Below are 21,954 nucleotides of genomic sequence, written 5' to 3' on the forward strand. Positions count from 1 at the left end.
CTATAACCCCCTCGACGCAGAAAGGCGGAGAAGAACATGGCGGATATGGCAGTTCAGCAGGACGCACCGGCAAAGCCCTCGCGCCTGCCCCTGATCCTGGGGGCGGTGGTGGCGCTGATGCTGGGGGGCGGCGGATTCTATGCCGCGTATTCGGGGCTTCTGGCCCTGCCCGGCAAGCACGAATCGGTGGCCGAACTGCCGCCCGTGGCTTTCGTGGCGCTGGATCCGATGGTCGTGTCGCTGGGCCAGGCCGACAGCCGCCAACACCTGCGCTTCGCCGCACAACTGGAGGTGGCGCCCGAACACCAGGCCGAGGTGGACCTGCTGAAGCCGCGCATCCTCGACGTGCTGAACGGCTATCTGCGCGCGGTATCGGTCAACGATCTGGACAACCCCGCGCATCTGGTGCGGCTGCGGGCGCAGATGCTCCGCCGCATCCAGATCGTCACCGGCGAGGGGCGCGTGCGCGATCTCCTCGTCACCGAATTCGTTTTGAACTGAAGGGGATTCGGCGATGGATGTGATCGCGGACATCGTGCTGGCGGCCGGGGCCTTCGGGGCGGCCTTCTATTGTCACATGCTCGGGCGCCGGCTGCGGGCCTTCGCACGGCTGGAAGGCGGCATGGGCGGCGCGATCGCCGTGCTGTCCCAGCAGGTGGACGACATGACGCGCGCCCTGGACATGGCCCAGACCACCGCCGGCGATTCGGCCGACCGGCTGGAGGAGCGGGTGGCCCGCGCCGAAGCGGCGGCCAAGCGGCTGGAACTGCTTCTGGCCTCGCTCCACGACCTTCCGAAGGAAGCGGCGCGATGACACGCGGCCGCGCACTGGTCATCACGGCGTTGCTGCTGGCCTCGGCGGGGGCGATGCGGCTGGGATCGGGCGTCGGCTCGGCCCTGGCGCGCGTGCCGGACCCCGCGCCGGCCAGTGCGGCGGCCACCCCACTTGTCTGCCCCCCGCCCCCCGCCGCGCTGGCCGAGGCGCTGCGCCAGCGCGAGGCGCAGATCGTCACGCAGGAAGCGGCGCTGGCCGAACGCCGCGCCGCGCTGGAGCTGGCGGCGCAGGCGATCGACGCACGTCTGGCCGAACTTTCCGCCGCCGAGGCGCGGCTGTCCGACACGCTGGCCCGCGCCGACGGGGCGTCCGAAAACGATCTGGCGCGGCTGACGGCGGTGTACGAGGCGATGAAGCCCAAGGACGCCGCCGCGCTGTTCACGCAGATGGAACCCGACTTCGCCGCCGGCTTTGTCGGCCGCATGAAACCCGAGGCTGCGGGCGCCGTCATGGCCGGCATGCCCTCGGACACCGCCTATGCCATCAGCCTGCTGCTGGCCGGGCGCAACGCACTTGTCCCGAAGGAATAGCGGATGCTGGGTATTGTCGGAATCGCGGTGATCTTCGTGATGGTCTTCGGCGGCTACGTGGTCGCCGGGGGCAAGATGGGCGTCATCCTCCATTCCCTTCCCTATGAAATGGCGATGATCGGCGGGGCGGCCATCGGCGCCTTCCTTCTGGGCAACGACATGGCAACGGTGAAGGCGACGCTGCGCGACGTGAAAAAGGTGTTCAAGGGAGCGCACTGGAAGCCCGCCGACTATCAGGACCTGCTGTGCCTGCTGTTCGAACTGATCCGCATCGCCCGCGCCAACCCCATCGCGCTGGAGGAGCATATCGAGAATCCGGCCGAATCGACCGTTTTCGGCCGCTATCCCCGCATCCAGAAGGACCACGAGGCGGTGGACCTGATCTGCGACACGCTGCGCGCAGCCTCCATGAACTATGACGACCCCCATCAGGTGGAGGAGGTGCTGGAAAAGCGGATGGAGGCGAACGCCCATCACGCACAGATCACCAGCCACGCGCTTCAGACCATGGCCGACGCACTGCCTGCCCTGGGGATCGTGGCGGCCGTCCTGGGGGTGATCAAGACCATGGGCTCCATCGACCAACCGCCCGAGATTCTGGGCGGCATGATCGGCGGCGCCCTGGTCGGCACCTTTCTGGGCGTGTTTCTGGCCTATGGCCTCGTGGGTCCCTTCGCCACCCGCCTGAAGACCGTGGCCGAGGAGGACGGCCACTTCTATGCTCTCATCCGCGAGGTTCTGGTGGCCAACCTGCACGCCCATCCCGCCAACATCTGCATCGAGGTGGGCCGCCAGAACGCACCGCATCATTTCCGTCCCGGCTTCAACGATCTGGACGCCGCGCTGCGCAGCCTGAAAGAGGCGGCATGAAATATCTTCTGGCCGCCGCCTTCTGCCTGGCCGCCTCCGGCGTTGCGGCACAAACGGTCACCGTCCGGTCCGGCGCCCATCCCGGCTACTCCCGGCTGGCCTTCAATCTGCCCGACCCGCGTCCGTGGCAGTTCGGGCGCGGCGACGGGGGCTATGTGCTGACACTGCCGGCCGAGGTCGACCTGAACCTGTCCCGCATCTGGACGGCCATCGGGCGCGACCGCATTGCCGGCCTGAAGGCCGAGAAAGGCCGCCTGCACCTTTCGCTTGCATGCGGGACCTGTCACGCGATCGCGTTCGAAGCGGGTCGCGGCACCGTGGTGATCGACGTGAAGGACGGCCCCGCCCCCGCCGGTTCCCCGTTCGAGGAACGTCTGGCCCTGGCGCCGCCGCGCCCGCGCACGCGGCCAGACCTGCCGGAAGCCCCCCAAGCCGCCGCCGGCTACGACTGGACACGCATGCCCCGCGTTCCGGTGGATGTCCCGATCTCTCCCGCGCTGGACCCGTTCCGCGACGCGGTTCTGCGGCAGCTGGCCGATGGCGCGTCCCGCGGCGTGGTGGAGATGGTGGAAACCCTTCCGCCCCGCCCCGCTTCCGGCCCCTTGCCGCCCCAGATCCGCATGCAGGAGGAGCCGGGCTTCATCGAAGACCCCGACACGCCCCTGACGGCCGAAGGGCGCACCTGCATGTCCGATGACCGGCTGGACCTTGCCTCTTGGGGGAGCGATCTGCCGGTGGCGCAAGCCTTTGGGTCGGCCCGCGCCGGGCTGGAGGGGGAGTTCGACGTTCCGGACGCCGAGGCGGTGGAGCGGGCCGTGCGCTATTACCTTTTCCTGGGGTTCGGCGCCGAAGCACGCCAGATCTCCACCGTCTACGCGGTCGATCCCGAGGATCGCCGCCTGTTCGATGCCATCGCCCGGATCCTGGACGACGAACCCGTGACCGACCCCCTGCTGCAGCCGATGGCCGGCTGCGACGGGGCGGCCGCGCTGTGGGGCATCCTGTCGCTGCCACAAGCCCTTGTGGGCCAGCCCGAAAACACCGGCGCCGCCCTTCAGGCCTTTGTCGCGCTGCCGCAGCATCTCCGCCGTGATCTTGCGCCCCAGCTGGTGGAGCGGTTCACGCAGCGGGGCGACGCCACCTCGGCCGGGATCGCGCGCGATGCGGTGCTGCGGGCCGAACCCGATCCCGATCCCGCCACCCGCCTTCTGGTGGCGCGTCAGGCGCAGGACGATGGTGCGAAGCTGGCCGAGATCGTGTCCGATGGCGGCCACAGCGCGGATGAGGCGCTGATCGCGCTGGCCGACCGCCGCCTGACGGGAAAGGAAGCGCTGGACGAAGGCACGCTGGTGGCCCTTCAGGCCCTGCTGAAGGAACGGACCGGAGGGGAGGAGGAAGCGCATCTGCGGCGCCTGGTGACACTGGGCCTCGCCTCCGTCACCCGTTTTGACGACGCCTTTGCCGAACTGCCCAAGGCCCCGAAGGCAGAACCCGAACTGTGGGACTGGCTGGCCCGCACGGGCGGTGAGGACACGCTTTTGCGCCATGCGGTTCTGCCGCAGGCCGCCGTGCCCCCGACCCTTCCGATGGCCACGCGCCTGATGCTGGCCGACCGGCTGACCGCGCTGGGCCTGCCCGATCCCGCCCTGCGCTGGCTGCCGGTCGATCCCGTGATGCCGCCGGAACGCCTGTCCGCCGCCCGCGCCCAGATGGCCCGCCGGGACGCGCGGGAAGCGCTGCGCCTGATCGCGGGGCTGGGGGGGGAGGAGCCGGAGGCCATCCGCAAAACCGCCGAGGCGCAGTTGTCGGACCCCGCCGCCCCCCGGGTGACGGAAGCGCAGAATCTTCTGGACGCGGCACCGGACACCCCCGCCGGGGTCTTGGCGCAGGGGCGCGCGCTGGTGACCGACGCGGCCGACGCCCGTGCACGGATCGAAGCGCTGCTGAACGCGACGGCGCTTCGGTAACCGGTTGGAAAGGTTCCCGCTCTAACCTGTTCCGGACAGGCGGCGAAGCCGCGCGACGATTGGGTGAAACCCGTGAAGGCCTTGTGCTTCCTTGTGATGCTGCTGCTTCCGCAGGCCGCGCTGGCCGCGCGCGATCCGGCCCTGCTGTGCGAACAGGCGGCGCAGGTCGCGGCGCGCCGCGAAGGCGTGCCGCTGGACGTGATGCGCGCGCTGACGCTGACGGAAACCGGCCACCGCCGCGACGGCACGCTGCGCCCATGGCCCTGGGCCATCAACCGCGCCGGCGAAGGCCACTGGTTCCAGACGGAAGCCGAGGCGATGGCCTTCGCCACCTCCACCCTTGCCCAAGGGGCGCGCAACTTCGACGTCGGGTGCTTCCAGCTGAACCATCGCTGGCACGCGGACGGGTTTCCCAACCTGCGCATGATGTTCGACCCGGTGGAGAACGCCCTGTACGCCGCGCGTTTCCTGCGCCGCCAGTATGACCAGACGGGCGACTGGACCCGCGCCGCCGGCGCCTACCACTCGCTGACGCCCGAACACGCCCAGCGCTACAGCGCCCGCTTTGCGGAACTGCGCGAAGGGCTGGACAGCCCGCAGGTGGCGCGTGCCGAGGCCCGCGTGAACAGCTTTCCCCTTCTGCGCGGCGGTCGGGGAACCGCGGGATCGCTGGTGCCCGCCGGTGGGCTTGGCCTTCGACTGATCGGAAACTGAGATGACGATCCGCTCCCTTTACCAACCGACCGTGCTGCTGGCGCTGGCGCTGACCGCCGTCATCGTGATGATGGTCCTTCCCGTTCCCGCCTGGATGCTGGACGTGGGGCTTGCCGTTTCGTTCGCGCTGGCGATCCTGATGCTGACGGTGACGCTGTTCATCGAACGACCGCTGGATTTCTCGGCCTTTCCGACGATCCTTCTGGCCTCGCTCGTGCTGCGGCTGGCGTTGAACGTCAGCTCCACCAAGCTGATCATCGGCGAAGGGCACACCGGCACCGACGCCGCCGGCCACGTGATCGAGCAGTTCGCCTATTTCATCATGGGCGGCAACATCCTGCTGGGGATCGTGATCTTCTGCGTCCTGCTGATCGTGAACTTCATTGTCATCACCAAGGGCGCGGGCCGCATGGCCGAGGTGGGAGCCCGCTTCGCGCTGGACGGGATGCCGGGCAAGCAGCTGGCGATCGACGCCGACATGGCCGCCGGCGCCATCGACCACACCGAGGCGAAGGCCCGACGCGAGCGCGAACTGGCCGAAACGAATTTCTTCGGCGCGCTGGACGGTGTGTCGAAATTCGTGAAGGGCGACGCGGTGGCGGGCCTGATGATCACGGGCCTGAACATCGTCGTGGGGCTGATCGCAGGCATCTTCCTGCACGACATGCCGGTCGGCCGCGCGTTCGAAACCTATGCGATCCTGACGGTCGGCGACGGTCTGGTGGGGCAGATCCCGGCGGTCCTGATCTCCATCGCGACGGCGCTTCTGCTGACGCGGGGCGACGCCAAGGGCACGGCCGACGTGGCCTTCTTTGAACAGCTGGGCCGCTATCCGGCCGCGCTGGGCACCGTGGCCGCGCTGATGGCGATGTTCGCCATCGTGCCGGGGATGCCGTTCCTGCCCTTTATCTGCGCCGCGGCGGCGTTGGCCGCCGGCGCGTGGTTCGGCGCGCGGCGCCGGAAGGACGCGCCGGTGGCAGAGGTGGAGATGGCGCCCGCCCAACGCTCCATGGGCGACATCCTGGATTTCGACGACATCCATATCGAATTCGCGCCCGACCTGGTGCCGATGGTGCTGGACCCGGCCACGGGGCTGGACGCGCGCATCACCAACATGCGCACCCACATCGCCAGCGCCTTCGGCCTGATCCTGCCCGAGATGCGTTTGACGGACGAAGCCTCCCTGCCCGCCGGCACCTATCGCATCCGCCTGCACGGCGTGGAACGCGCGCGCGACCGCCTTCGGCCGGACCGCGCGCTGGTGCTGCTGGTGGACGGCGTCCCCGCCCCGGACGGGGAAGATGTGCGCGAACCCGTTTATGGCGCCGCCGCCCGCTGGATCCCCCGCGACCGGCACGAGGATGCGGCCCTGGCCGGCATGACCGTCGTCAGCCCGGCCGAGGTTCTGGCCACGCATCTGCTGGAAGTGCTGAAGATCAACCTGGGCCGTCTTCTGACGCTGAAGGGCCTGCGCCGCCTTCTGGACGAATTCACGAACCTGTCCGATCCCGTCCGGTCCGCCGCGAACCGCCGCCTTCTGGACGAACTGGTGCCCGACAAGGTGCCGGTCGATCTGCTGCTGTCCGTCCTGCGCCTGCTGCTGGAGGAGCGGGTGTCGATCCGCAACCTGCCCCTGATCCTGGAAGCGATCGCCGAAGGGCGCAGCCTCGGGGCGCCCGAGGCTGTGACGGAACATGTGCGTCAGCGACTCGGCTTCCAGATGGTGGCGGAGCTGCGCCGCGGCGACGGCACGATCCCCCTGATCCAGCTGGCCCAAGAATGGGAGCCGACCTTCGCCCGCCACACGATGGACGGCGGGCGCGACGTGGCGCTGCCGCCCGACACCTTCAACCGGCTGGCCGTGAACCTGGCCAACCAGCTGAATAAGGCGGCCGAGATGGGGGCGCATCCCGCCATCGTCACCTCCACCCTGCGGCGCCGGTTCCTGCGGACGGTGGTGGCCGCCAAGGGCCTTGGCGCGCCCGTCCTGTCCTATGACGAGATCGGGCTCGACGCCAAACCCTCCATGATCGGGGTGGTGCCGGTGTGACCCACCTGTTCGCGATCCTGACCCAGCTGACCGGACAGGGCGAGGAGATGTGGCGCCACGGCTTTGCCATCTTCCTGCGCCTGGGGGCCGTGGCGGCGCTGTTGCCGGGCTTTGGCGAATCCTCGGTCCCGCAAAGGGTGAAGCTGGGGCTGGCGCTGGCCTTCACCTGCGTCGTGGCCCCTACCGTGGAGGTGCCGGTTCTGACGGCGGGCGGCTACGGGGCCGAGGTGATCGTGGGCCTTGCCTTGGGACTGGGCGTGCGGCTTCTGGTGCTGGCCCTGCAGACGGCGGGGGCGATGATGGCGAACGCCACCTCCCTGTCGCAGATCCTGGGGGGCGCGGGCGAACCGCAGCCGGCCATCGGACACCTGCTGACGATGGGGGGGCTGGCGCTCGCCATGGCGGCCGACCTGCACCTGCGGGTGGCGGAGTTCCTGATCCTGTCCTACCGCATCTTTCCCGTAGGCCTGCTGCCCGATGCCGGCGCCATGGCGGAATGGGGGGTGGCGCAAGTGGCCCACGCCTTCCGGCTGGCCTTCGTGCTGGCCGCGCCCTTCGTGGCCGGGTCGTTGATCTACAACGTGGCCATCGGCATCATCAACCGGGCCATGCCGCAGCTGATGGTGTCCATGATCGGCGCGCCCGCCCTCGGGCTGGGGGTGCTGATCCTTCTGGCCATCCTGACGCCCCTGGTGCTGACCGTCTGGCTGACCGCGTTGAACGGCTGGCTGGAGCGTCCCCTCGGATGAGCGAGGATGCCGAAAAGGAACACGACCCGACCCAGCAGAAGCTGGACGACGCACGGGCCGAGGGCGACATCCCGCGATCGCAGGATCTGACCTGGGCGGCGGTGCTGGGCGGCTTCGTTCTTGCGGCGGCCATGGCGGGGCCCGCCTCTCTTCAGCGGGCGGGCGAGGCGGCGAAGGTGCTGCTGGACCAGGCCGACCGTCTGGCCCCCCTGATGGCCCAGGGGGCCAGCGCCCCCATCGCCGGGCTGATCCTGCAACTGGGGTTGGCGATGTGGCCGTTCCTGCTGATGCCGATGGTGGCGGCGGTGCTATCGCTGGTCGTACAGCGCGCCTTTCTGGTGACGCCGAAGAACCTTGCGCCCAAAGCGTCGCGCGTGTCCCCCCTGTCCAACGCCAAGCACAAGTTCGGCCCGGAAGGCCTGGTCGAGTTCGGCAAGAGCCTTGGAAAGATGATCGTCGTCGGGGCGCTTCTGGTCTGGTTCCTGCAAAGCGAGTCCGACCGGATCATGGGGATGCTGTATCTGGACCCTGCCGGCTCGATGTCGGTGATGCTGGGCCTCGTGACCCGCTTTCTGGGTCTGGCCTTCGGCGTGGCGCTTGTGATCGGCGGGGCGGATTTCCTGTGGCAGCGGATGCGGTTCACGAAACGCAACCGCATGTCCCGGCAAGAGGTGGTGGACGAGCACAAGTCCTCGGAAGGCGACCCGCACATGAAGCACCAGCGCCGCCAGCGAGGGATGCAGATCGCGATGAACAAGATGCTGGCCGAGGTGCCCAAGGCCGATGTCGTGCTGGTAAACCCCACCCATTACGCCGTCGCCCTGAAATGGGACCGTGCGGCGGGCCGCGCGCCGGTCTGCGTGGCCAAGGGCGTGGACGAAGTGGCGGCCCGCATTCGCGAACGCGCGGCCGAAGCCGGCGTGCCGATCCACCGCGACCCGCCGGCGGCACGCGCGCTCCACGCCTCGCTGGAAGTGGGGGACACCATCCATCCCGATCATTACCGTGCCGTCGCCGCCGCGATCCGCTTCGCCGACGCCATGCGCAAGAAGGCAAAGGAACGCGGATGAAGCGCATCGACCGGTTGAAGAAGATCGCGAACCTGATCCTGGACGCCAAGCTGGCGGAGGTTCAGGCCGCCGACCGCGCGCGGCGCGAAAGTCTCGGGCATCTGGACACGCTGCAGGTGCCGATGATGGTGGAGGATCCGGCCTCGGCCCGTGTCGCGCTGCGGTATGAGCAATGGGCCGACACGCGGCGGGCCGAGATCAACGTGACTCTGGCCCGTCAGACGGCGGAATGGCTGGAAGCGCAGGACCGCGCCCGCCTGGCCTTCGGGCGGGCGCAGGTGCTGCGGAAGCTGTGATCAGCTGTCCTGGCGCATGATGTCCACGATCAGCACGTCGCCGAGCATGTCGCCCAGCACGCGCTGCCCCGCTTCCAGCAGGGACCGGCGCAGCACGACAAGGTTGTCGGCGTCGGTGAAGCTGCCCTGGAAGCCGCCGGTGTTGGCGAAGTCGAACAGGACCTGAAGGAAGCTGTCGCGCAGCTTGGGTTCGCGCGCGAAGACGGCCTCGGTGCCGCCGACGGTCACTTCCAGGCTGAAGGACAGCACGACCATGGAGGTGACGCGTCCTGCCGACACGACGGGGATGACGAACTGGTTGCTCAGCTTGACGTAATCGTGGTCAGTCGCTTCGGCCTTGGCGACCGGGGCGTCTTCCTCCGGCTCGGCCGGGGTGTGCAGGAACAGGCCCGCGCCGACGCCGGCGCCGGCGCCCACCAGGATCAGGATCAGGGGCAGAAGGATCTTCTTCATCAGAACGGCATCAGGATGTCGGTGACCTGCTGGCCATAGCGCGGCTGCTGCACGTCGGTGATTTGCCCGCGCCCGCCATAGGAGATCTGGGCCCCCGCGATCTTGTCATAGGTCACCTCGTTCTGGCGGGTGATGTCAGCGGGGCGTACATAGCCCGTGACCTTCAGATCGCGCAGTTCGTAGTTGACCCGGACCTCTTGCCGGCCCTCGATCCGCAGCACGCCGTTGGGCAGTTCCTCCACCACGGTGGCGGCGATGCGCAGCTCCAGCGTCTCGTTCCGCTTGGTGGAACCGTCGCCCTCGTAGCTGGAGGAGGAGGAGGTGTCGACCGCATTGGCCATCGACGCGCCGTCCGGCAGGTGGCGGTCCACCCGCTGCGGGATGCCCAACAGCGAGGGCACCTTCATCTTGTCGCTGCCTTCGCGCGTGCGGCCCGAGGTGTTCGACATCTCGGCCCGGTCGTCGATCTCGATCACGACGGTCAGGATGTCGCCCCGGTGTTCCGCCCGCCGATCGCTGAGAAGCGCCGTGCGGTTCCCGGTCCAGAGCGAGGAGGTGGCCGCGGGCGTGGCCTGCTGGCTCGATTCCGGCAGGGGCGTCGCGTAAAGGGCGTGGTACTGGTAGCTGTCCTGCTGGGCGGCGAAGTCGGGGGCCTTGCCCACCTGGGACAGGCGCCCACAGGCGGACACGCCGGTGGACAGGGCAATCAGGGTGATCAGGGCGGCGCGCATGGGTTCTCCTACAGGCCGGGGCCGACAACCACCCGGCCATCGTTCGCGATGCGACCGGTGACGGTGGTGCGGGATTGAAGGTTCATCACGCGGATCACGTCGCCCGCCCCGCCACGCCCGAGGGCGCGACCTTCGGTCAGGATCGACAGACCTCCCGCGTGATAGCTGAGAGGGACAAGCTGGTTGCGGTCCACGATCGCGGGCGGGCCGACATCCTCGGGGCGGATGGGGCGGCCGGCGTAAAGCGCGACCCGCGCCTCCATCCCGACGGCCAGCAGGGGATCGTCCAGCGCGCCGGGCGTGGTGCCCGGGGCCATTTTCAGATCCTGTTCGGAAATGATGGTTTCGGCCCGCAGGGTGCGGGCGGCCAGAACGGTGTCGGCCTGCCCCGCGAAGGGAAGAAGGCACAGGATCAGGGCCAGTGCGGGGACCGGGCGGATCATTTCACCTGCACCGTGGCCGACAGCATCTCGTCCGCGGCGGTGATGACCTTGGAGTTCAGCTCGTAGGCGCGCTGGGCCTTGATCAGTTCCGTCACCTCGCGCACCGCGTCGACGGAGCTGTCCTCGAGATAGCCCTGCCGCAGGGTGCCCAGACCATCCTCGCCCGGGATGCCCTGCATGGGCGGGCCGGAGGCTTCGGTTTCGAGGAAGAGGTTCGACCCCTGCGCCTCCAGCCCCTTGGCGTTGGTGAAGTTGACGAGGTTCATCTGGCCCAGAAGCTGCGGCTGAACAGCGCCGGCGAAATAGGCGTAGACCTCGCCCGCGGCGTTGATGGACACGCTGCTGGCGTCGTCGGGAATGGTTATGCCGGGGGCCACTTCGTGCCCGTCGGCATTCACGATCAGCCCGTCGGCAGACCGCTTCATCGCGCCGTCCCGGGTGTAGGCGGCGTTGCCGTTGGGCAGCGTCACCTCCAGATAGCCGGTGCCTTCGATGGCAAGATCCAGATCGCCGCCCGTCTGCGCCAGCGACCCTTGGGCCAGCACGACGGAAACGGAGGAGGGGCGCACGCCCATGCCCATCTGCACGCCCGTGGGCAGCATGGTCCCATCCTCGGCCGCAATGGTGCCGGGGCGGGCGAGCTGCTGGTAATGCAGGTCCGCGAAATCCGCGCGGCGGGCGTTGTAGCCGGTGGTCGACATGTTCGCGAGGTTGTTCGACACGGTGTCGACCCGCATCTGCTGGGCCGCCATGCCGGAGGCCGCGATCTGAAGGGCGTTCATGGGCGGTCCTTATTGTCCAAGTGTCTGGATGGCGGTTTTCAGGCGGTCATCCTCGCGGTCGAGGAAGCTTTGCCCCATTTCATAGGCGCGCTGGACCTGGATCATCCGGGCGACTTCCCCGATGGGATCGACGTTCGAATCTTCCAGGCTGCCTTGCAGGATCGTGCCGTCGGCGGGTTCGGTGTCCCCCGCTTCGAACAGCGTGCCGCCTTCGTGCCGCAGGGCGTTGCGGTCGGTGGGCAGGAACAGGCCGATCCGAGCCAAAGGCTGGCCTTCGGCAGACAGCGTGCCGTCCTGCGCCACGGAGACGGGGCCCGCGTCGGGCGGCACCATGATGGGCGCGCCGCCATCGTCCAGAAGGGCATGACCGTCGGCGTTCACCAGCATCCCCTCGGCCGAGGGGGTGAAGCTGCCGGCCCGCGTCAGGCGTTCCCCGTCCGGCGTCTGGACGGCAAAGAACCCGTCGCCCCGGATCGCGAAATCGAATGGCGCGCCGGTCGTGGTCAGGCCGCCTTCCGTCAGGTCGATCTGGCGGGTGGAGGCGGTGGCCATCGACAGCGAAGGCGCCTCCTCCAGCCGCTTCACATGTTCGGAAAACACCACGCCCTCGCGGCGGAAGCCGGTGGTGGACAGGTTGGCGATGTTGTTCGCGACCGTCTGCATCTGATGCATCAGGCCCGATTGCCGCGTCAGCGTGACGTAACCCGACGCCTCCATCACGGACCCACGATCCGGGGCAGCACCCCGGTCTGGAAGAAGGCCACGAGGGTGGAGGTCATGAAGCTCATCGACACCCAGAAGACGGCCAGCATCGTGGCCACCTTCGGCACGAAGGTCAGCGTCATTTCCTGCACCGAGGTGAGGGCTTGGAACAGGCCGATGACCACGCCCGCGATCAGCGCCACCGCCAGAAGCGGGGCCGAGATCTGGACCGAGATCCAGAGCGCCTGACGCAGCATGTCGAAGATTGCGTTCTCGTTCATGGTCAGATCTGCATCCGCAGGATTTCCTGATAGGCGGCGACGACCTTGTCGCGCACCGTCACGGCGGTTTCGACGGCCATCTCGGACGCTGACAGCGCCTGCACCAGGGCGTGCGGATCGGCGCCGCCGGTCATGGCGGCCGCGGCCGTGCTTTCGCCCTGCTGAAGCACCTTGGTGAAATCGCTGGCGGCGCCCAGAAGGCCGCCGGCGGCAGGCTCCGTCGCGGGGCGTGCCTTGACATAGCCCTGCGCGGCAAAGGTTGCGCTGATATCCATTCCGGACCCTTTTTAACGGCGAAGAAGGTCGAACAGGCCCTGCGTCATCTGACGCGCCTGGTCGAACATGCGAAGATTGGCCTCGTAGCTGCGCTGCGCTTCACGCGCGTCGGCGATTTCCACCACGAGATCGACGTTGGAGCTGTCGAAATGCCCGGTGTCGTCGGCCAGCGGGTTCGAGGGGTCGTAGACGCTGGTCAGCGGGCTGCGGTCCAGCTGCACAGGGCCGGTGGCGACCCCGCCCTGCAGCGTTTCGGCAAAGCTGACGGTCTTGCGGTGATAGCCGGGCGTGTCGGCGTTCGCGATGTTTTCCGACACGTGGCGCAGGCGCTGCGTTTGCGCCGTCATCCCCGAGGCGGACAGAGAAAGGGACTGGAGAAGATCGCTCATCCCTTGTTGCCCAGGCTGGCGCGCAGGATGTCGGACGTGGCCTGATAGACGGACAACGCCATGTCGTGTTCTTGCCGGATGTTGACCGCGCGCACCATTTCCTGATCCAGGGAAACGGTATTGCCGTTCGGATCCTCGGCCACGGAGGATTGCACGATCTGCGCCGTGGCGGACGCGCCGCCGCCGATATGGCCGGGGCGCGTGGCCCGCAGGCCGCCCGCCTCGGCATAGCTCTGGCCGAAATCGGCCAGGTCCCGCGCCTTGTAACCGGGCGTGTCGGCGTTGGCGATGTTCTGCGACACCAGCCCTTGCCGCGCGCCGGCATGTTCCGCCATGGCATGCGCCATCTTCACGATCTTCAAACTCTCGAACATCGGGGTTTCTCCCTCGATCACCTTCACCAAGGCTTAAGGGTGATTCCTTTAGAAAGCGTAAGCATCGGAAAGGATGGATCATGTCCGCATCGTTCAGCCGGCTGACCGCGCGTCTGGCCCGCATCTCCCCCCTGCGCCGGGTGGGGCGCATCGCGTTTCTGGGCGGGGGCGCCATCCGGGTGTCCGGCCTGTCGGACGTGGCGGCGCTGGGCGACCGGGTGACCATCGCCAACCGCTGCGGAGGAGAGGTGGTGGAACTGTCCGCCGACACCCTGACCGTCATGGCCGACGACGCGACCGAGGGGCTGGCCATCGACGATCCCGTGCTTCTGGAAGGGGCGGCCGTGCTGTCGCCGGATGACAGCTGGATCGGGCGGGTGATCGATCCCCTTGGCCGCCCGCTGGACGATCGCCCGCTGATGGAGGGCCCCCTGCCCCGCAGCCTGCGGGCCGCCCCCCCGCCCCCGGCGCATCGGCGCCCGATGGGCGCGCGGCTGGCCACGGGAATGGCGGTGTTCGACACGCTTCTGCCGCTGGTGCGGGGCCAGCGAATCGGGTTGTTCGCCGGTTCCGGGGTGGGCAAGTCGACGCTGCTGGCCGGTTTTGCGCGGGGGGTGCAGGCCGATCTGGTGGTGATCGCGCTGGTGGGCGAACGCGGGCGCGAGGTGCGGGAGTTCGTGGAGCATGTGCTGGGTGCCGACGGCATGGCCCGCGCGGTGGTCGTGGCCGCCACCTCGGACCGGTCGCCCGCGATCCGCCGGCGTTGCGCGCTGGCCGCGATGACGGTGGCCGAACATTTCCGCGATCAGGGACGGCATGTGCTGCTGCTGGCCGATTCCATCACCCGTTTCGCCGAAGCGCATCGCGAAATGGCCGTGGCGGGGGGTGAGGCGGCTTCGCTTCGCGGCTACCCCCCGTCCACCAGCCATGCGATCATGTCGCTGGCGGAACGCGCGGGACCGGGGGCCGAAGGCCAAGGCGACATCACTGCCGTCTTCAGCGTGCTGGTCGCGGGATCGGACATGGAGGAGCCTGTGGCCGACATCCTGCGCGGGACCATCGACGGCCACGTGGTGATGGATCGCAGCATCGCCGAACGCGGGCGCTTTCCGGCGGTGGACCTGTTGCGGTCCGTGTCGCGCAGTTTGCCAAAGGCGGCAACGGAGCACGAGAACAAGCAGATCGCCCGCGCACGGCAGGTTCTGGGCGCATGGGACCGGGCCGAGATGATGGTGCAGGCGGGCTTGTACGCGAAGGGATCAGACCCGCAGGTAGATCTCGCCGTGCGTTTGTGGCCGAAGCTGGATGCCTTTCTGGCCGAATCCTCTTCCAGCGTCACCCACGCGTTCCAGCGGCTGGAAGACGCACTGCGCTAACGCAGAATCGAGAAAATGTTGTTGGCCGATCCGCCCGCTTGCAGGATCTGCAACGCGGGCGAGGTCGCGGTGTTGGCGCTGCCTGCGATCTGCGACATGGTCAGGAAGCGCTTCAGCAGCTTGTCCATCTGCTTGGGGTCGGAAAGCGTGGAAAGCGACTCCGTGCCCATCAGCCCTTCGAACTTGTTCTGAATCTGGCGGACCTGCTGGTCCAGGTCGATCGAGGCGAAGGCCGTCGGCAGGTTGAACGCCGTCTGCATCACCTGACGCAGCGGCTCCGACCCCAGCACCGTGTACCACTTGGTCAGGTCGCTGGAGTCCTTCTTGGCCAGTTCGGTCAGTTCGCGCTGCGCGTTCATGGCAAGGCGCATGTCGCTGTCCTGCTCCCCCACCGCGGTTTCGAACTGCTGGTCGGAATAGCGGGACAGGATCTTGTCGGCGAATCCGGCCTCGGTCGTCTTCGGGCCCTTGGCGTTGTCAAAGCCGAACGCCTCGGACAAGGCGAGGTAGGTCTTGTCCGAAAGACGGTTGGCCAAGGCCGCCTTTTCCGTCGTCCCCTCCTCCAGCACCTTGCGGACGAAGAAGGTGTTGTTGATGTCCCCGTCCAGCCCGAAGGCGCCCAGCGCAACCTTCAGCAGGCGGCGGTCGGACACCAGATCTTCGGCCGTGCGGACATTGCCGATGTTCTCGCGAAAATAGGCTTCTTCCCGCTGCATGGTAGAGGAGGAGTCGAACGCCTCCTTCTGCTGGTCCATGGTGCGCTGAAGAAAGGCCCAGCCGCCATAGCCGGACATCGGGACGATCGGGGTGAAGCTCATGCCTCGTGGGCCGCCAACAACCTCTCCTCCCGCGGGAGGAGGGTGCGGAGCGTCTTCAGCGCGCTGTAGAACTGCTGCGTCAGGACCGCGCTGGTGGCTTCGGTCAGCAGGGCCCGGCTGTCGGGGTCGGTCAGCACCTGGCTCAACTGCTCGATCCCCATCAGCAACTGGCGACGGGCGAGCATCGGTTCGGCATCCCCGGATAGGACCAGCTGCGCGATGTAGCAGACGCGGCGCACGGGCGTGTTGGCCTGATCGGCGGGAATCGCATCACGCAGGCGCAGGATATGGGCATTCGGCGTCTTCACCGCCAGCCGCGTGCGACGATCGCCGTTTTCGATCACCGCGCCGTTGATCAGCACGCGTTCGTTGGGGCCCAGCTTCAGGACAAGACCGGTCATGCCGCCTCCCCCCGCAGTCCGCGCATGACGGAAGTGTTGATGTCGATCAGAACCTCCAGCCCGACATCTTTCTTCAAGGCCTTGGGCGTGTGCTGGGCGGTGAACTTGAACAAATAGAACAGCTGCGCCTTCAAGGCGGCGGGAAAGCCGTTCCCTTCGCGCCCCAGATCGGCGGCCAGCGCCATCCAAAGCCGCTGGTTGTCGTGCAGGGCCTTCGCATAGGCGGAAAATGCGGTGTCACGCTGCGCGGTGGCGGCGGTCAGCGCGCGGGTCACGCGGGCGAAGGCGTCATATTCGATGCTGCGCGCGTTGCGCAGGGGGGCGTCCGTGCGCCCATAGGCGCCGTGCGGATGATAGGCGTTCAATCCGGTTTCTCCCGATTGGGTTCAGGTTGGGGGCCGGACATGCGCCCGGCCCCCGTCTGCGCTTACTGGAACAGCGACAGGATGCTTTGCGGCGCCTGGTTCGCGATCGACAGCGATTGCGTGCTCAGCTGCTGCTGCACCTGAAGGGCCTGAAGGCGGGCCGAAGCCTCCTCCATGTCGGCATCGACCATGGCGCCGATGCCGGTTTCCACGGCATCCGACAGTTTCGACACGAAGTCGGACTGCATCGTCAGCTGGTTTTCCTTCGAACCGAAGGAAGCCGCGGCGTCGGTGGCCACGCCGATCAGGGTGTCCATCTGCGTCAGCAGCGCGTCGATATCCAGTTCTTCACCCGCGGCCGGCGTCAGCGTGATGTCGGCCAGGCCTTCAAGACCGCCACCCGCGTCCTGGCTCAGGTTCTGGCCGGACACGGTGATCTTGCCCGTGGTGACGGTGCCGTCCGTCCCGCGGTTCAGCGAGGACAGGACCTGGTAGCCCGACGTGGCGTCCGCGTCGTCCACCTTGTAGTCGTCGCTGGAGACGAGGTTCACGCCGTTGAACTGTGCCGAGTCGACCGTCGACTTGATCTGCTCTTTCAGAGCGTCGATGTCCGCCTGGATGGTCTTCTGGTCTTCGCCCGTCTTGCCTTGGGCGGAAACGATCTTGTTCTTCATCTCCGTCAGGCGGTCCGTGACGGAGGTTGCGGCTTCCCGCGCGACCGAAACGGTGGACTGGCCCAGCGACAGGTTCTCGCCGATGGTCTCGAAGTTGGAGACGTCCGATTCCATCGTTTTCGAGATAGACCAGACGGCGGCGTTGTCCTTGGCGGAGGAGACGGATTTCCCCGTCGAGATTTCGTTCTGTACCTGGTTCAGGTTGCTGTTGATGCCCTTCATCGTCTGGAGGGCAACCATTGCGCTGGAGTTGGTCAGGATCGAAGACATTTTAGTTTCCCTTGTTCCACGGCTTTGCGTGGTCCTGCCGCGTTTGCGGCATCTGACGGGCTTCTACCCTGCGCCGGTTGTGTCCGGCGCGCCGCCCCAACCTTGGGACGCAGGTCCGTTTTGGACCGCAATGCTTAAAGGCGTGCTAATGGCGGCGGGCCAGATAAAGCGCATTTGAATCAATACCTCCGGGTCAGAAGGCCGGTCCCTCCGGCGTCGCGCTTCTGCCCCGTGCCGTCATAGGTCACCAGCTTGTCCCCGGCCTGCCCCATCGACCGGATGTCGGCCAGGCGCCAGCGTGCGGCACGCACCCCTTCCGCAGCGCTTTGCAGGCGGGAGGACAAGCGCAGCGCCCTTTGCCGCAGGGCGACCAGTTCGTCGTCCGGCTGCAGCGCATCCGCCGCCGCCTTCAGCAGGGGGGCGCAGGTGGCGAGTTCAGCGAAATCTCCGGTGTCCAGCGCGGTGTCGATCCGGGCCATCAGCGCAAGCACGGTCATTCCTTACCCCCCATCGCGCGATACAGCGATTCGGTCAGGCCGATGCCGCCGTGATCCACCATGGCGCGGGCCTGTTCGTCGCGCAGGAAGGACGCGAACTGCGCCTCCCCCGCGCCGCCGCCGAACGCGCCGGAGGTGGCGCCAAGGCCGGCCTGCCCGAGCATCTGCGACAGGAAGGTGGTTTCCAGTTGCGCGGCCTTGTCGCGCAGCGGGTCGGACGGGCGGGGCATGGCGGGGGATGTGACGGCGGAAATCATGAAGCCTCCTGAAATTTCCGGCAGTCTGGCGGGGCGCGGTAAAGAAACCGGTAATGGTCGCCATGCCAGGAAGAAGGCCATTACCGGAGATGTCCTGATGTTGGTGGCCGCGAATCTTCTGCAGGCGCTTCTGGCGCCGCGCCTGTCCCCGCCCCAGCCGTCGGCCGGGGAGGTTCCCTTTGCGCTGGATGAAGGCGTCGCTACCGGGGGTGGAGTGTCGGTGCCGCCCGGCGTCACGGCCGACGGCAAGACCCCTAAGGCGGTGGAGGAAGCGGCCATCGCCCCCCAGCCTGATGAGGTCGGACTGACGGAGGAGGCTGATGCCGCCACGGATGACGTGCTGTCCGAGAGCGTGATGCCATCGGATCAGAGCGTGACGGAAAATCAGATCGTGCCGATCCCGATGCCTGTGGCGTCCGACGCCGCAGCGGCGAAGGTATGGGCCGCATCGAAGGGACCCGTGACACCGGCACCGGAGAGGCCAGCAATCACGGAAGATGGGGATGCGGGACCCACCGCCCTACCCATCCCTGCGGCACCAGAGGGGACTGCCGTCAAAGGGGATGTGGATGCAAGACCCTTGGCACCTCCCATGCTTGCGGCACCGGATGGGGCTGTGATCGCGGAGAATACGGATGCAAGATCCTTAGCACCGCCCGTGCCTGCGGCACCGGGATGGATGGCGCCTTTGGCGGCGCCTATGCGTCAAGCGGACGTCGCGGCCAATCAACCGAGAGCATTGGCTGAGAAAGATATGGTCGTCCTGGGGGGCCCCGCCCCTGGCCTTATCCCTTCCGCGGCAACTCCTGCGGACGCGGCTGTCGTTCCGCCCAATCCTGCCCCTGTGCAGGCCGCGGACGCGGGCCTGCACAGGGCGACTGATGGAGCGTTGCCCCCTGACCTCATGCCCGCCCCTATGCGTGCGGCTGCCTTCTCAACGGGGCTGGAGGCCGCCTCATCCCCGGCCGTCACCACCCCCGACTCTGCCGCCATTGCTTATGCGCCCACGACCATGCCTGCCCCCACCTCACCCTCGCAGGACGTTGCGTCTGCGAAGGTGCCCCGCCCCCGCCCTGACACGGCCACCGAGGTGTCGGCCAGCGAACCGGCCGCCGCATCGGTGGTACCCCTCGATCTGCGCGCGGACATCCCCCCTGTGCCCGCCGAGCCGACCGCGGCACCCACGCCGACATCCAGCCTCGACACCCCGAGGGGCGGATTCGAGGCAGCGGTTCCCGAGGCCGCGCGCAAACAGGCCGAGGCCGTGGTTCATGCCCAGGCCGAGACGTTGACCCGCGACAGCGTGGGGGAGGATCAGGGCCGCGTCCATGTCACCCTGCAACGCGACGGCGATGACTGGCGCGTCGTGGTCAGCGCGGACAACCCCGCGACATTGGACCTGATGCGCCGGCACGCCGACCAGCTGCAGCAGGATCTGGCCCAGCAGGGCTTCGGCGGCGCACAGCTCGACTTTTCGGAGTGGAAGGAGCCGGAGACGCCGGAGCCCCAAGCCGACACGGGACATGAGGTTCCCGCCCCCCGGGCCGAAATGGCCCGTTACACGCATTCGCCCCTCCTGCCCTCTTCGGGCCTGGACCTTCGGCTTTAAGGACAGATCATGGACGTCACCAGCACCACCTCCGTCACCACGCGCACCTCCTCGGGCGGGGCCACGATGTCGGGAAGCACCGATTATCAGACCTTCCTGACGATGCTGACAACGCAGCTGAAGAACCAGGATCCGACCTCCCCCATGGAATCGACGGATTTCGCGGTGCAGCTTGCGACCTTTTCGGGGGTGGAGCAGCAGACGCTCACCAACCAGCACCTCGAATCCATCGGCGGGAAGATGGACGCGATGACGCTGTCGGACCTGTCGTCCTGGCTGGGGGCGCAGGCGATGGTCACCGCCCCCGTGACGGTGGATGGCAGCCCGGTGACGCTGTATCCGCAATTCGACGCCAAGGCGGACGGGGCGGTTCTGGTGGTCAAGGACGCCGCCGGAAACACCGTCGCGCGCGAGGAGATCGACCCCACCGCCAAGAGCCTGGAATGGTCCCCCACGGACGCCACGGGCGGGGCCCTCCCCTCGGGCAGCTATGCGCTGAGCGTGGAGAACTATTCCGGCGAGACGGCGCTGTCGCTCACCACCGTGCAGCATTATGCCGAGGTGGCCGAGGCGAAGATCGGGGCCAACGGCACCGTCCTGGTGCTGGCAGACGGGACGGAGGTCGCCGCCTCCGACGTGACCAGCCTGAAACGCTAGATCAGCGCGCCGATCGCGACGCCGATCAGGGCGATGGCGGCCCCCACCGCCATCGGCTTCAGGCGCGACGGCGTGCGGACGATCACGGTCGGTTCGGCATCGTCTCGGATCAGCCGCTGTTCGACCAGTTCGGGCAGGCGCGGCCCGAAGCGGGCCAGAACGCGGGCCGTTTGTGCCAGATCGCGCAGGGCGGCCCGGGGGCCGACATTCTCGCGGATATAAGCCTCCACCACCGGGCGGGCGACCTGCCAGATGTTGATGTGCGGATCCAGCGACCGGGCCACGCCTTCGACCACCACCATCGTGCGTTGCAGCAGGATCAGTTCGGTCCGGGTGCGCATGCCGAAGCGTTCCGTCACCTCGAACAGGTAGGACAGCAGCCGCGCCATGGAAATGTGGGTCGCGTCCATGCCGAAGATCGGCTCTCCGATCACGCGCAGGGCGCGGGCGAATTCATCGATGTCGCGGTCGCGGGGGACGTAGCCCGCTTCGAAATGCACCTCGGCCACGCGACGGTAGTCGCGGCGGATGAAGCCATACAGGATCTCGGCATAGACACGGCGGGTGTAGGGGTCGAGCCGCCCCATGATCCCGAAGTCATAGGCGACGATGGCGCCGTCCGGACCCACCTTCAGGTTGCCGTGATGCATGTCGGCGTGGAACAGCCCGTCGCGCAACGCATGGTTCAGGAACAGTTGCAGCACGCGCGCGCCCAGAACCGTGCGGTCATGGCCTGCGGCGTCAAGGGCGTCGGTGTCGGCCAGGCTGATGCCGTCCACCCAGTCCATCGTCATGAGCGTGCGGCCGGACAGGTTCCAGATCGGGGCCGGCACGCGGAAACCTTCGTCGGCCGACGTGTTGACGGCGAATTCGCCGGCCGCCGCGGCTTCCAGCCGCAGATCCAGTTCGCCCGTCACCACGCCGTCGAAATGGCGCACCACGTCCATCGGCCGCAACCGGCGCGAAAAGGGAAGAAGCGCCTCCACGATCCGCGCACCGGTGTAGAAGGCGTCCACGTCCACGCGGAAGGCGCGTTCGATGCTGGGACGCAGGACCTTCACCGCCACCTCCCGCCCGTCGATCAGGCGCGCGGAATGCACCTGCGCGATGGACGCCGCGGCCACGGGTTCGGAAAAGTCGGTGAAGGCGTCAATCGCCTCCGGCCCAAGCTCCGCCGCGATCTGCTGCTTGGCCAGGACGGTCGGGAACGGCGGAAGGCGGTCCTGAAGATAGCGCAGCTGCATCGCCAGATCGCCGCCCACGATGTCGGGTCGGGTCGACAGGATCTGGCCGAACTTGATGTAGGCCGGCCCCAGCGCCGTGATCGCCCGCACCACCGGCGGCAGGGCCGGATCGCCCTTCAGACCGAGCCAGGTGAAGGGCCAGGCCAGAAGATGCGCCACAAGCCGCAAACGGGCGGGAGCCTCGGCCTGTTGCAGGATGACGGGAAGCGCGCCGGTCCGCTGGAACGTCGCCAGCGTGCGGATCAGCCGCAGAATGTTGTGCGGGCCCCTCAAG

The 21,954-nt window shown here is 67.9% G+C and carries 29 protein-coding genes; 13 read left to right on the forward strand and 16 right to left on the reverse strand.

What is annotated here, in order from left to right:
* Positions 1–36: 36 nt before the first annotated feature.
* The 10 genes from ACSHZY_RS01605 (at position 37) to ACSHZY_RS01650 (ending at position 9,081) form a co-directional block, all read left to right on the forward strand.
* Positions 37–501: a flagellar basal body-associated FliL family protein gene (locus ACSHZY_RS01605; protein WP_435164468.1), complete on the forward strand. Its 465-nt coding sequence runs from the start codon at positions 37–39 to the stop codon at positions 499–501.
* Positions 502–514: 13 nt separating this feature from the next.
* Entirely contained in the window at positions 515–814 is a 300-nt protein-coding gene (locus ACSHZY_RS01610; RefSeq protein WP_435164470.1) for a DUF6468 domain-containing protein, read from the forward strand.
* Positions 811–1,365, forward strand: a complete 555-nt coding sequence (locus ACSHZY_RS01615) for a MotE family protein (RefSeq protein ID WP_435164472.1) — start codon at positions 811–813, stop codon at positions 1,363–1,365. Before ACSHZY_RS01610 ends, ACSHZY_RS01615 begins: the two co-directional genes overlap by 4 nt.
* Before the next feature lie 3 nt (positions 1,366–1,368).
* Positions 1,369–2,235 (forward strand): flagellar motor stator protein MotA, encoded by an 867-nt coding sequence (gene motA / locus ACSHZY_RS01620; RefSeq protein WP_435164474.1) that lies wholly within the window; start codon positions 1,369–1,371, stop codon positions 2,233–2,235.
* Positions 2,232–4,202 (forward strand): hypothetical protein, encoded by a 1,971-nt coding sequence (locus ACSHZY_RS01625; protein WP_435164476.1) that lies wholly within the window; start codon positions 2,232–2,234, stop codon positions 4,200–4,202. Before motA ends, ACSHZY_RS01625 begins: the two co-directional genes overlap by 4 nt.
* 63 nt (positions 4,203–4,265) lie before the next feature.
* Complete coding sequence (locus tag ACSHZY_RS01630; protein ID WP_435164478.1) at positions 4,266–4,916, forward strand: transglycosylase SLT domain-containing protein; 651 nt, start codon at positions 4,266–4,268, stop codon at positions 4,914–4,916.
* Between the two features lies 1 nt (position 4,917).
* Positions 4,918–6,966, forward strand: coding sequence for a flagellar biosynthesis protein FlhA (locus ACSHZY_RS01635; RefSeq protein ID WP_435164479.1), 2,049 nt, complete (start codon positions 4,918–4,920; stop codon positions 6,964–6,966).
* The gene (locus tag ACSHZY_RS01640) at positions 6,963–7,715 is read left to right on the forward strand and encodes a flagellar biosynthetic protein FliR (RefSeq protein ID WP_435164481.1); all 753 of its coding nucleotides are present in this window, start codon (positions 6,963–6,965) and stop codon (positions 7,713–7,715) included. Before ACSHZY_RS01635 ends, ACSHZY_RS01640 begins: the two co-directional genes overlap by 4 nt.
* The gene (flhB, locus tag ACSHZY_RS01645; protein WP_435164483.1) at positions 7,712–8,785 is read left to right on the forward strand and encodes a flagellar type III secretion system protein FlhB; all 1,074 of its coding nucleotides are present in this window, start codon (positions 7,712–7,714) and stop codon (positions 8,783–8,785) included. Before ACSHZY_RS01640 ends, flhB begins: the two co-directional genes overlap by 4 nt.
* Complete coding sequence (locus ACSHZY_RS01650; RefSeq protein WP_435164485.1) at positions 8,782–9,081, forward strand: hypothetical protein; 300 nt, start codon at positions 8,782–8,784, stop codon at positions 9,079–9,081. Before flhB ends, ACSHZY_RS01650 begins: the two co-directional genes overlap by 4 nt.
* Here ACSHZY_RS01650 and ACSHZY_RS01655 read toward each other — a convergent pair whose 3' ends face one another.
* The 9 genes from ACSHZY_RS01655 to ACSHZY_RS01695 are packed head-to-tail and all read right to left on the reverse strand — an operon-like array spanning position 9,082 to position 13,512.
* Entirely contained in the window at positions 9,082–9,534 is a 453-nt protein-coding gene (locus ACSHZY_RS01655) for a flagellar basal body-associated FliL family protein (protein ID WP_435164487.1), read from the reverse strand. It lies immediately after the preceding gene.
* Positions 9,534–10,265 (reverse strand): flagellar basal body L-ring protein FlgH, encoded by a 732-nt coding sequence (gene flgH, locus ACSHZY_RS01660; RefSeq protein WP_435164489.1) that lies wholly within the window; start codon positions 10,263–10,265, stop codon positions 9,534–9,536. Before flgH ends, ACSHZY_RS01655 begins: the two co-directional genes overlap by 1 nt.
* A gap of 8 nt (positions 10,266–10,273) precedes the next feature.
* Positions 10,274–10,708 carry a flagellar basal body P-ring formation chaperone FlgA gene (gene flgA / locus ACSHZY_RS01665; RefSeq protein WP_435164490.1) on the reverse strand — a complete coding sequence of 145 codons (435 nt, stop codon included), beginning with the start codon at positions 10,706–10,708 and terminating at the stop codon, positions 10,274–10,276.
* On the reverse strand, positions 10,705–11,490 hold the full coding sequence (gene flgG / locus ACSHZY_RS01670) for a flagellar basal-body rod protein FlgG (protein ID WP_435164492.1): 786 nt from the start codon (positions 11,488–11,490) through the stop codon (positions 10,705–10,707). The genes flgA and flgG overlap by 4 nt, the downstream gene beginning before the upstream one ends.
* A gap of 9 nt (positions 11,491–11,499) precedes the next feature.
* Positions 11,500–12,207, reverse strand: a complete 708-nt coding sequence (locus ACSHZY_RS01675) for a flagellar hook-basal body complex protein (protein ID WP_435165435.1) — start codon at positions 12,205–12,207, stop codon at positions 11,500–11,502.
* Entirely contained in the window at positions 12,207–12,473 is a 267-nt protein-coding gene (locus ACSHZY_RS01680; RefSeq protein WP_435164494.1) for a flagellar biosynthetic protein FliQ, read from the reverse strand. The genes ACSHZY_RS01675 and ACSHZY_RS01680 overlap by 1 nt, the downstream gene beginning before the upstream one ends.
* Before the next feature lie 2 nt (positions 12,474–12,475).
* Positions 12,476–12,748, reverse strand: coding sequence for a flagellar hook-basal body complex protein FliE (gene fliE / locus ACSHZY_RS01685; RefSeq protein ID WP_435164495.1), 273 nt, complete (start codon positions 12,746–12,748; stop codon positions 12,476–12,478).
* Between the two features lie 12 nt (positions 12,749–12,760).
* Positions 12,761–13,138, reverse strand: a complete 378-nt coding sequence (flgC, locus tag ACSHZY_RS01690) for a flagellar basal body rod protein FlgC (protein WP_435164497.1) — start codon at positions 13,136–13,138, stop codon at positions 12,761–12,763.
* Positions 13,135–13,512 carry a FlgB family protein gene (locus tag ACSHZY_RS01695; protein ID WP_435164499.1) on the reverse strand — a complete coding sequence of 126 codons (378 nt, stop codon included), beginning with the start codon at positions 13,510–13,512 and terminating at the stop codon, positions 13,135–13,137. Before ACSHZY_RS01695 ends, flgC begins: the two co-directional genes overlap by 4 nt.
* 80 nt (positions 13,513–13,592) lie before the next feature.
* Between ACSHZY_RS01695 and ACSHZY_RS01700 the strand changes: the two genes are divergently transcribed.
* Positions 13,593–14,888 (forward strand): FliI/YscN family ATPase, encoded by a 1,296-nt coding sequence (locus tag ACSHZY_RS01700; protein ID WP_435164501.1) that lies wholly within the window; start codon positions 13,593–13,595, stop codon positions 14,886–14,888.
* Here the strand turns inward: ACSHZY_RS01700 and ACSHZY_RS01705 are convergent.
* The 6 genes from ACSHZY_RS01705 to ACSHZY_RS01730 all read right to left on the reverse strand — a co-directional run bounded on the left by ACSHZY_RS01705 (position 14,885) and on the right by ACSHZY_RS01730 (position 18,170).
* The gene (locus tag ACSHZY_RS01705) at positions 14,885–15,706 is read right to left on the reverse strand and encodes a DUF1217 domain-containing protein (protein ID WP_435164502.1); all 822 of its coding nucleotides are present in this window, start codon (positions 15,704–15,706) and stop codon (positions 14,885–14,887) included. The genes ACSHZY_RS01700 and ACSHZY_RS01705 overlap by 4 nt on opposite strands.
* A complete protein-coding gene (gene flbT, locus ACSHZY_RS01710; protein WP_435164504.1) occupies positions 15,703–16,107 on the reverse strand; it encodes a flagellar biosynthesis repressor FlbT in 405 nt (134 codons plus the stop codon). The genes ACSHZY_RS01705 and flbT overlap by 4 nt, the downstream gene beginning before the upstream one ends.
* Positions 16,104–16,472 carry a flagellar biosynthesis regulator FlaF gene (flaF, locus tag ACSHZY_RS01715; protein ID WP_435164506.1) on the reverse strand — a complete coding sequence of 123 codons (369 nt, stop codon included), beginning with the start codon at positions 16,470–16,472 and terminating at the stop codon, positions 16,104–16,106. The genes flbT and flaF overlap by 4 nt, the downstream gene beginning before the upstream one ends.
* Before the next feature lie 62 nt (positions 16,473–16,534).
* The gene (locus ACSHZY_RS01720; protein ID WP_435164508.1) at positions 16,535–17,416 is read right to left on the reverse strand and encodes a flagellin; all 882 of its coding nucleotides are present in this window, start codon (positions 17,414–17,416) and stop codon (positions 16,535–16,537) included.
* 179 nt (positions 17,417–17,595) lie between these two features.
* The gene (locus ACSHZY_RS01725; protein WP_435164510.1) at positions 17,596–17,913 is read right to left on the reverse strand and encodes a hypothetical protein; all 318 of its coding nucleotides are present in this window, start codon (positions 17,911–17,913) and stop codon (positions 17,596–17,598) included.
* Positions 17,910–18,170 carry a rod-binding protein gene (locus ACSHZY_RS01730; protein ID WP_435164512.1) on the reverse strand — a complete coding sequence of 87 codons (261 nt, stop codon included), beginning with the start codon at positions 18,168–18,170 and terminating at the stop codon, positions 17,910–17,912. Before ACSHZY_RS01730 ends, ACSHZY_RS01725 begins: the two co-directional genes overlap by 4 nt.
* A gap of 916 nt (positions 18,171–19,086) precedes the next feature.
* On the opposite strand from ACSHZY_RS01730, the gene ACSHZY_RS01735 reads away from it, so the two are divergent.
* On the forward strand, positions 19,087–19,779 hold the full coding sequence (locus tag ACSHZY_RS01735; protein WP_435164514.1) for a flagellar hook-length control protein FliK: 693 nt from the start codon (positions 19,087–19,089) through the stop codon (positions 19,777–19,779).
* A 9-nt stretch (positions 19,780–19,788) separates the two neighbouring features.
* Complete coding sequence (locus ACSHZY_RS01740) at positions 19,789–20,436, forward strand: flagellar hook capping FlgD N-terminal domain-containing protein (RefSeq protein ID WP_435164516.1); 648 nt, start codon at positions 19,789–19,791, stop codon at positions 20,434–20,436.
* Here ACSHZY_RS01740 and ubiB read toward each other — a convergent pair.
* Positions 20,433–21,953: a 2-polyprenylphenol 6-hydroxylase gene (gene ubiB / locus ACSHZY_RS01745; RefSeq protein ID WP_435164517.1), complete on the reverse strand. Its 1,521-nt coding sequence runs from the start codon at positions 21,951–21,953 to the stop codon at positions 20,433–20,435. The two genes, ACSHZY_RS01740 and ubiB, sit on opposite strands and share 4 nt — an antisense overlap.
* Between the last annotated feature and the right edge of the window lies 1 nt (position 21,954).

Source organism: Falsirhodobacter sp. 1013, from assembly GCF_051195255.1.
Taxonomy (GTDB): Bacteria; Pseudomonadota; Alphaproteobacteria; order Rhodobacterales; family Rhodobacteraceae; genus Falsirhodobacter.

Excerpts from the sequence above, each read along its gene's own strand:
- ACSHZY_RS01605 (WP_435164468.1), top strand. The coding sequence starts at position 37 with ATGGCGGATATGGCAGTTCAGCAGGACGCACCGGCAAAGCCCTCGCGC.
- ACSHZY_RS01610 (WP_435164470.1), top strand. The coding sequence starts at position 515 with ATGGATGTGATCGCGGACATCGTGCTGGCGGCCGGGGCCTTCGGGGCG.
- ACSHZY_RS01615 (WP_435164472.1), top strand. The coding sequence starts at position 811 with ATGACACGCGGCCGCGCACTGGTCATCACGGCGTTGCTGCTGGCCTCG.
- motA (WP_435164474.1), top strand. The coding sequence starts at position 1,369 with ATGCTGGGTATTGTCGGAATCGCGGTGATCTTCGTGATGGTCTTCGGC.
- ACSHZY_RS01625 (WP_435164476.1), top strand. The coding sequence starts at position 2,232 with ATGAAATATCTTCTGGCCGCCGCCTTCTGCCTGGCCGCCTCCGGCGTT.
- ACSHZY_RS01635 (WP_435164479.1), top strand. The coding sequence starts at position 4,918 with ATGACGATCCGCTCCCTTTACCAACCGACCGTGCTGCTGGCGCTGGCG.
- flhB (WP_435164483.1), top strand. The coding sequence starts at position 7,712 with ATGAGCGAGGATGCCGAAAAGGAACACGACCCGACCCAGCAGAAGCTG.
- ACSHZY_RS01650 (WP_435164485.1), top strand. The coding sequence starts at position 8,782 with ATGAAGCGCATCGACCGGTTGAAGAAGATCGCGAACCTGATCCTGGAC.
- ACSHZY_RS01655 (WP_435164487.1), bottom strand. The coding sequence starts at position 9,534 with ATGAAGAAGATCCTTCTGCCCCTGATCCTGATCCTGGTGGGCGCCGGC.
- flgH (WP_435164489.1), bottom strand. The coding sequence starts at position 10,265 with ATGCGCGCCGCCCTGATCACCCTGATTGCCCTGTCCACCGGCGTGTCC.
- flgA (WP_435164490.1), bottom strand. The coding sequence starts at position 10,708 with ATGATCCGCCCGGTCCCCGCACTGGCCCTGATCCTGTGCCTTCTTCCC.
- flgG (WP_435164492.1), bottom strand. The coding sequence starts at position 11,490 with ATGAACGCCCTTCAGATCGCGGCCTCCGGCATGGCGGCCCAGCAGATG.
- ACSHZY_RS01675 (WP_435165435.1), bottom strand. The coding sequence starts at position 12,207 with ATGGAGGCGTCGGGTTACGTCACGCTGACGCGGCAATCGGGCCTGATG.
- ACSHZY_RS01680 (WP_435164494.1), bottom strand. The coding sequence starts at position 12,473 with ATGAACGAGAACGCAATCTTCGACATGCTGCGTCAGGCGCTCTGGATC.
- fliE (WP_435164495.1), bottom strand. The coding sequence starts at position 12,748 with ATGGATATCAGCGCAACCTTTGCCGCGCAGGGCTATGTCAAGGCACGC.
- flgC (WP_435164497.1), bottom strand. The coding sequence starts at position 13,138 with ATGAGCGATCTTCTCCAGTCCCTTTCTCTGTCCGCCTCGGGGATGACG.
- ACSHZY_RS01695 (WP_435164499.1), bottom strand. The coding sequence starts at position 13,512 with ATGTTCGAGAGTTTGAAGATCGTGAAGATGGCGCATGCCATGGCGGAA.
- ACSHZY_RS01700 (WP_435164501.1), top strand. The coding sequence starts at position 13,593 with ATGTCCGCATCGTTCAGCCGGCTGACCGCGCGTCTGGCCCGCATCTCC.
- ACSHZY_RS01705 (WP_435164502.1), bottom strand. The coding sequence starts at position 15,706 with ATGAGCTTCACCCCGATCGTCCCGATGTCCGGCTATGGCGGCTGGGCC.
- flbT (WP_435164504.1), bottom strand. The coding sequence starts at position 16,107 with ATGACCGGTCTTGTCCTGAAGCTGGGCCCCAACGAACGCGTGCTGATC.
- ACSHZY_RS01720 (WP_435164508.1), bottom strand. The coding sequence starts at position 17,416 with ATGTCTTCGATCCTGACCAACTCCAGCGCAATGGTTGCCCTCCAGACG.
- ACSHZY_RS01725 (WP_435164510.1), bottom strand. The coding sequence starts at position 17,913 with ATGACCGTGCTTGCGCTGATGGCCCGGATCGACACCGCGCTGGACACC.
- ACSHZY_RS01730 (WP_435164512.1), bottom strand. The coding sequence starts at position 18,170 with ATGATTTCCGCCGTCACATCCCCCGCCATGCCCCGCCCGTCCGACCCG.
- ACSHZY_RS01735 (WP_435164514.1), top strand. The coding sequence starts at position 19,087 with ATGCGTGCGGCTGCCTTCTCAACGGGGCTGGAGGCCGCCTCATCCCCG.
- ACSHZY_RS01740 (WP_435164516.1), top strand. The coding sequence starts at position 19,789 with ATGGACGTCACCAGCACCACCTCCGTCACCACGCGCACCTCCTCGGGC.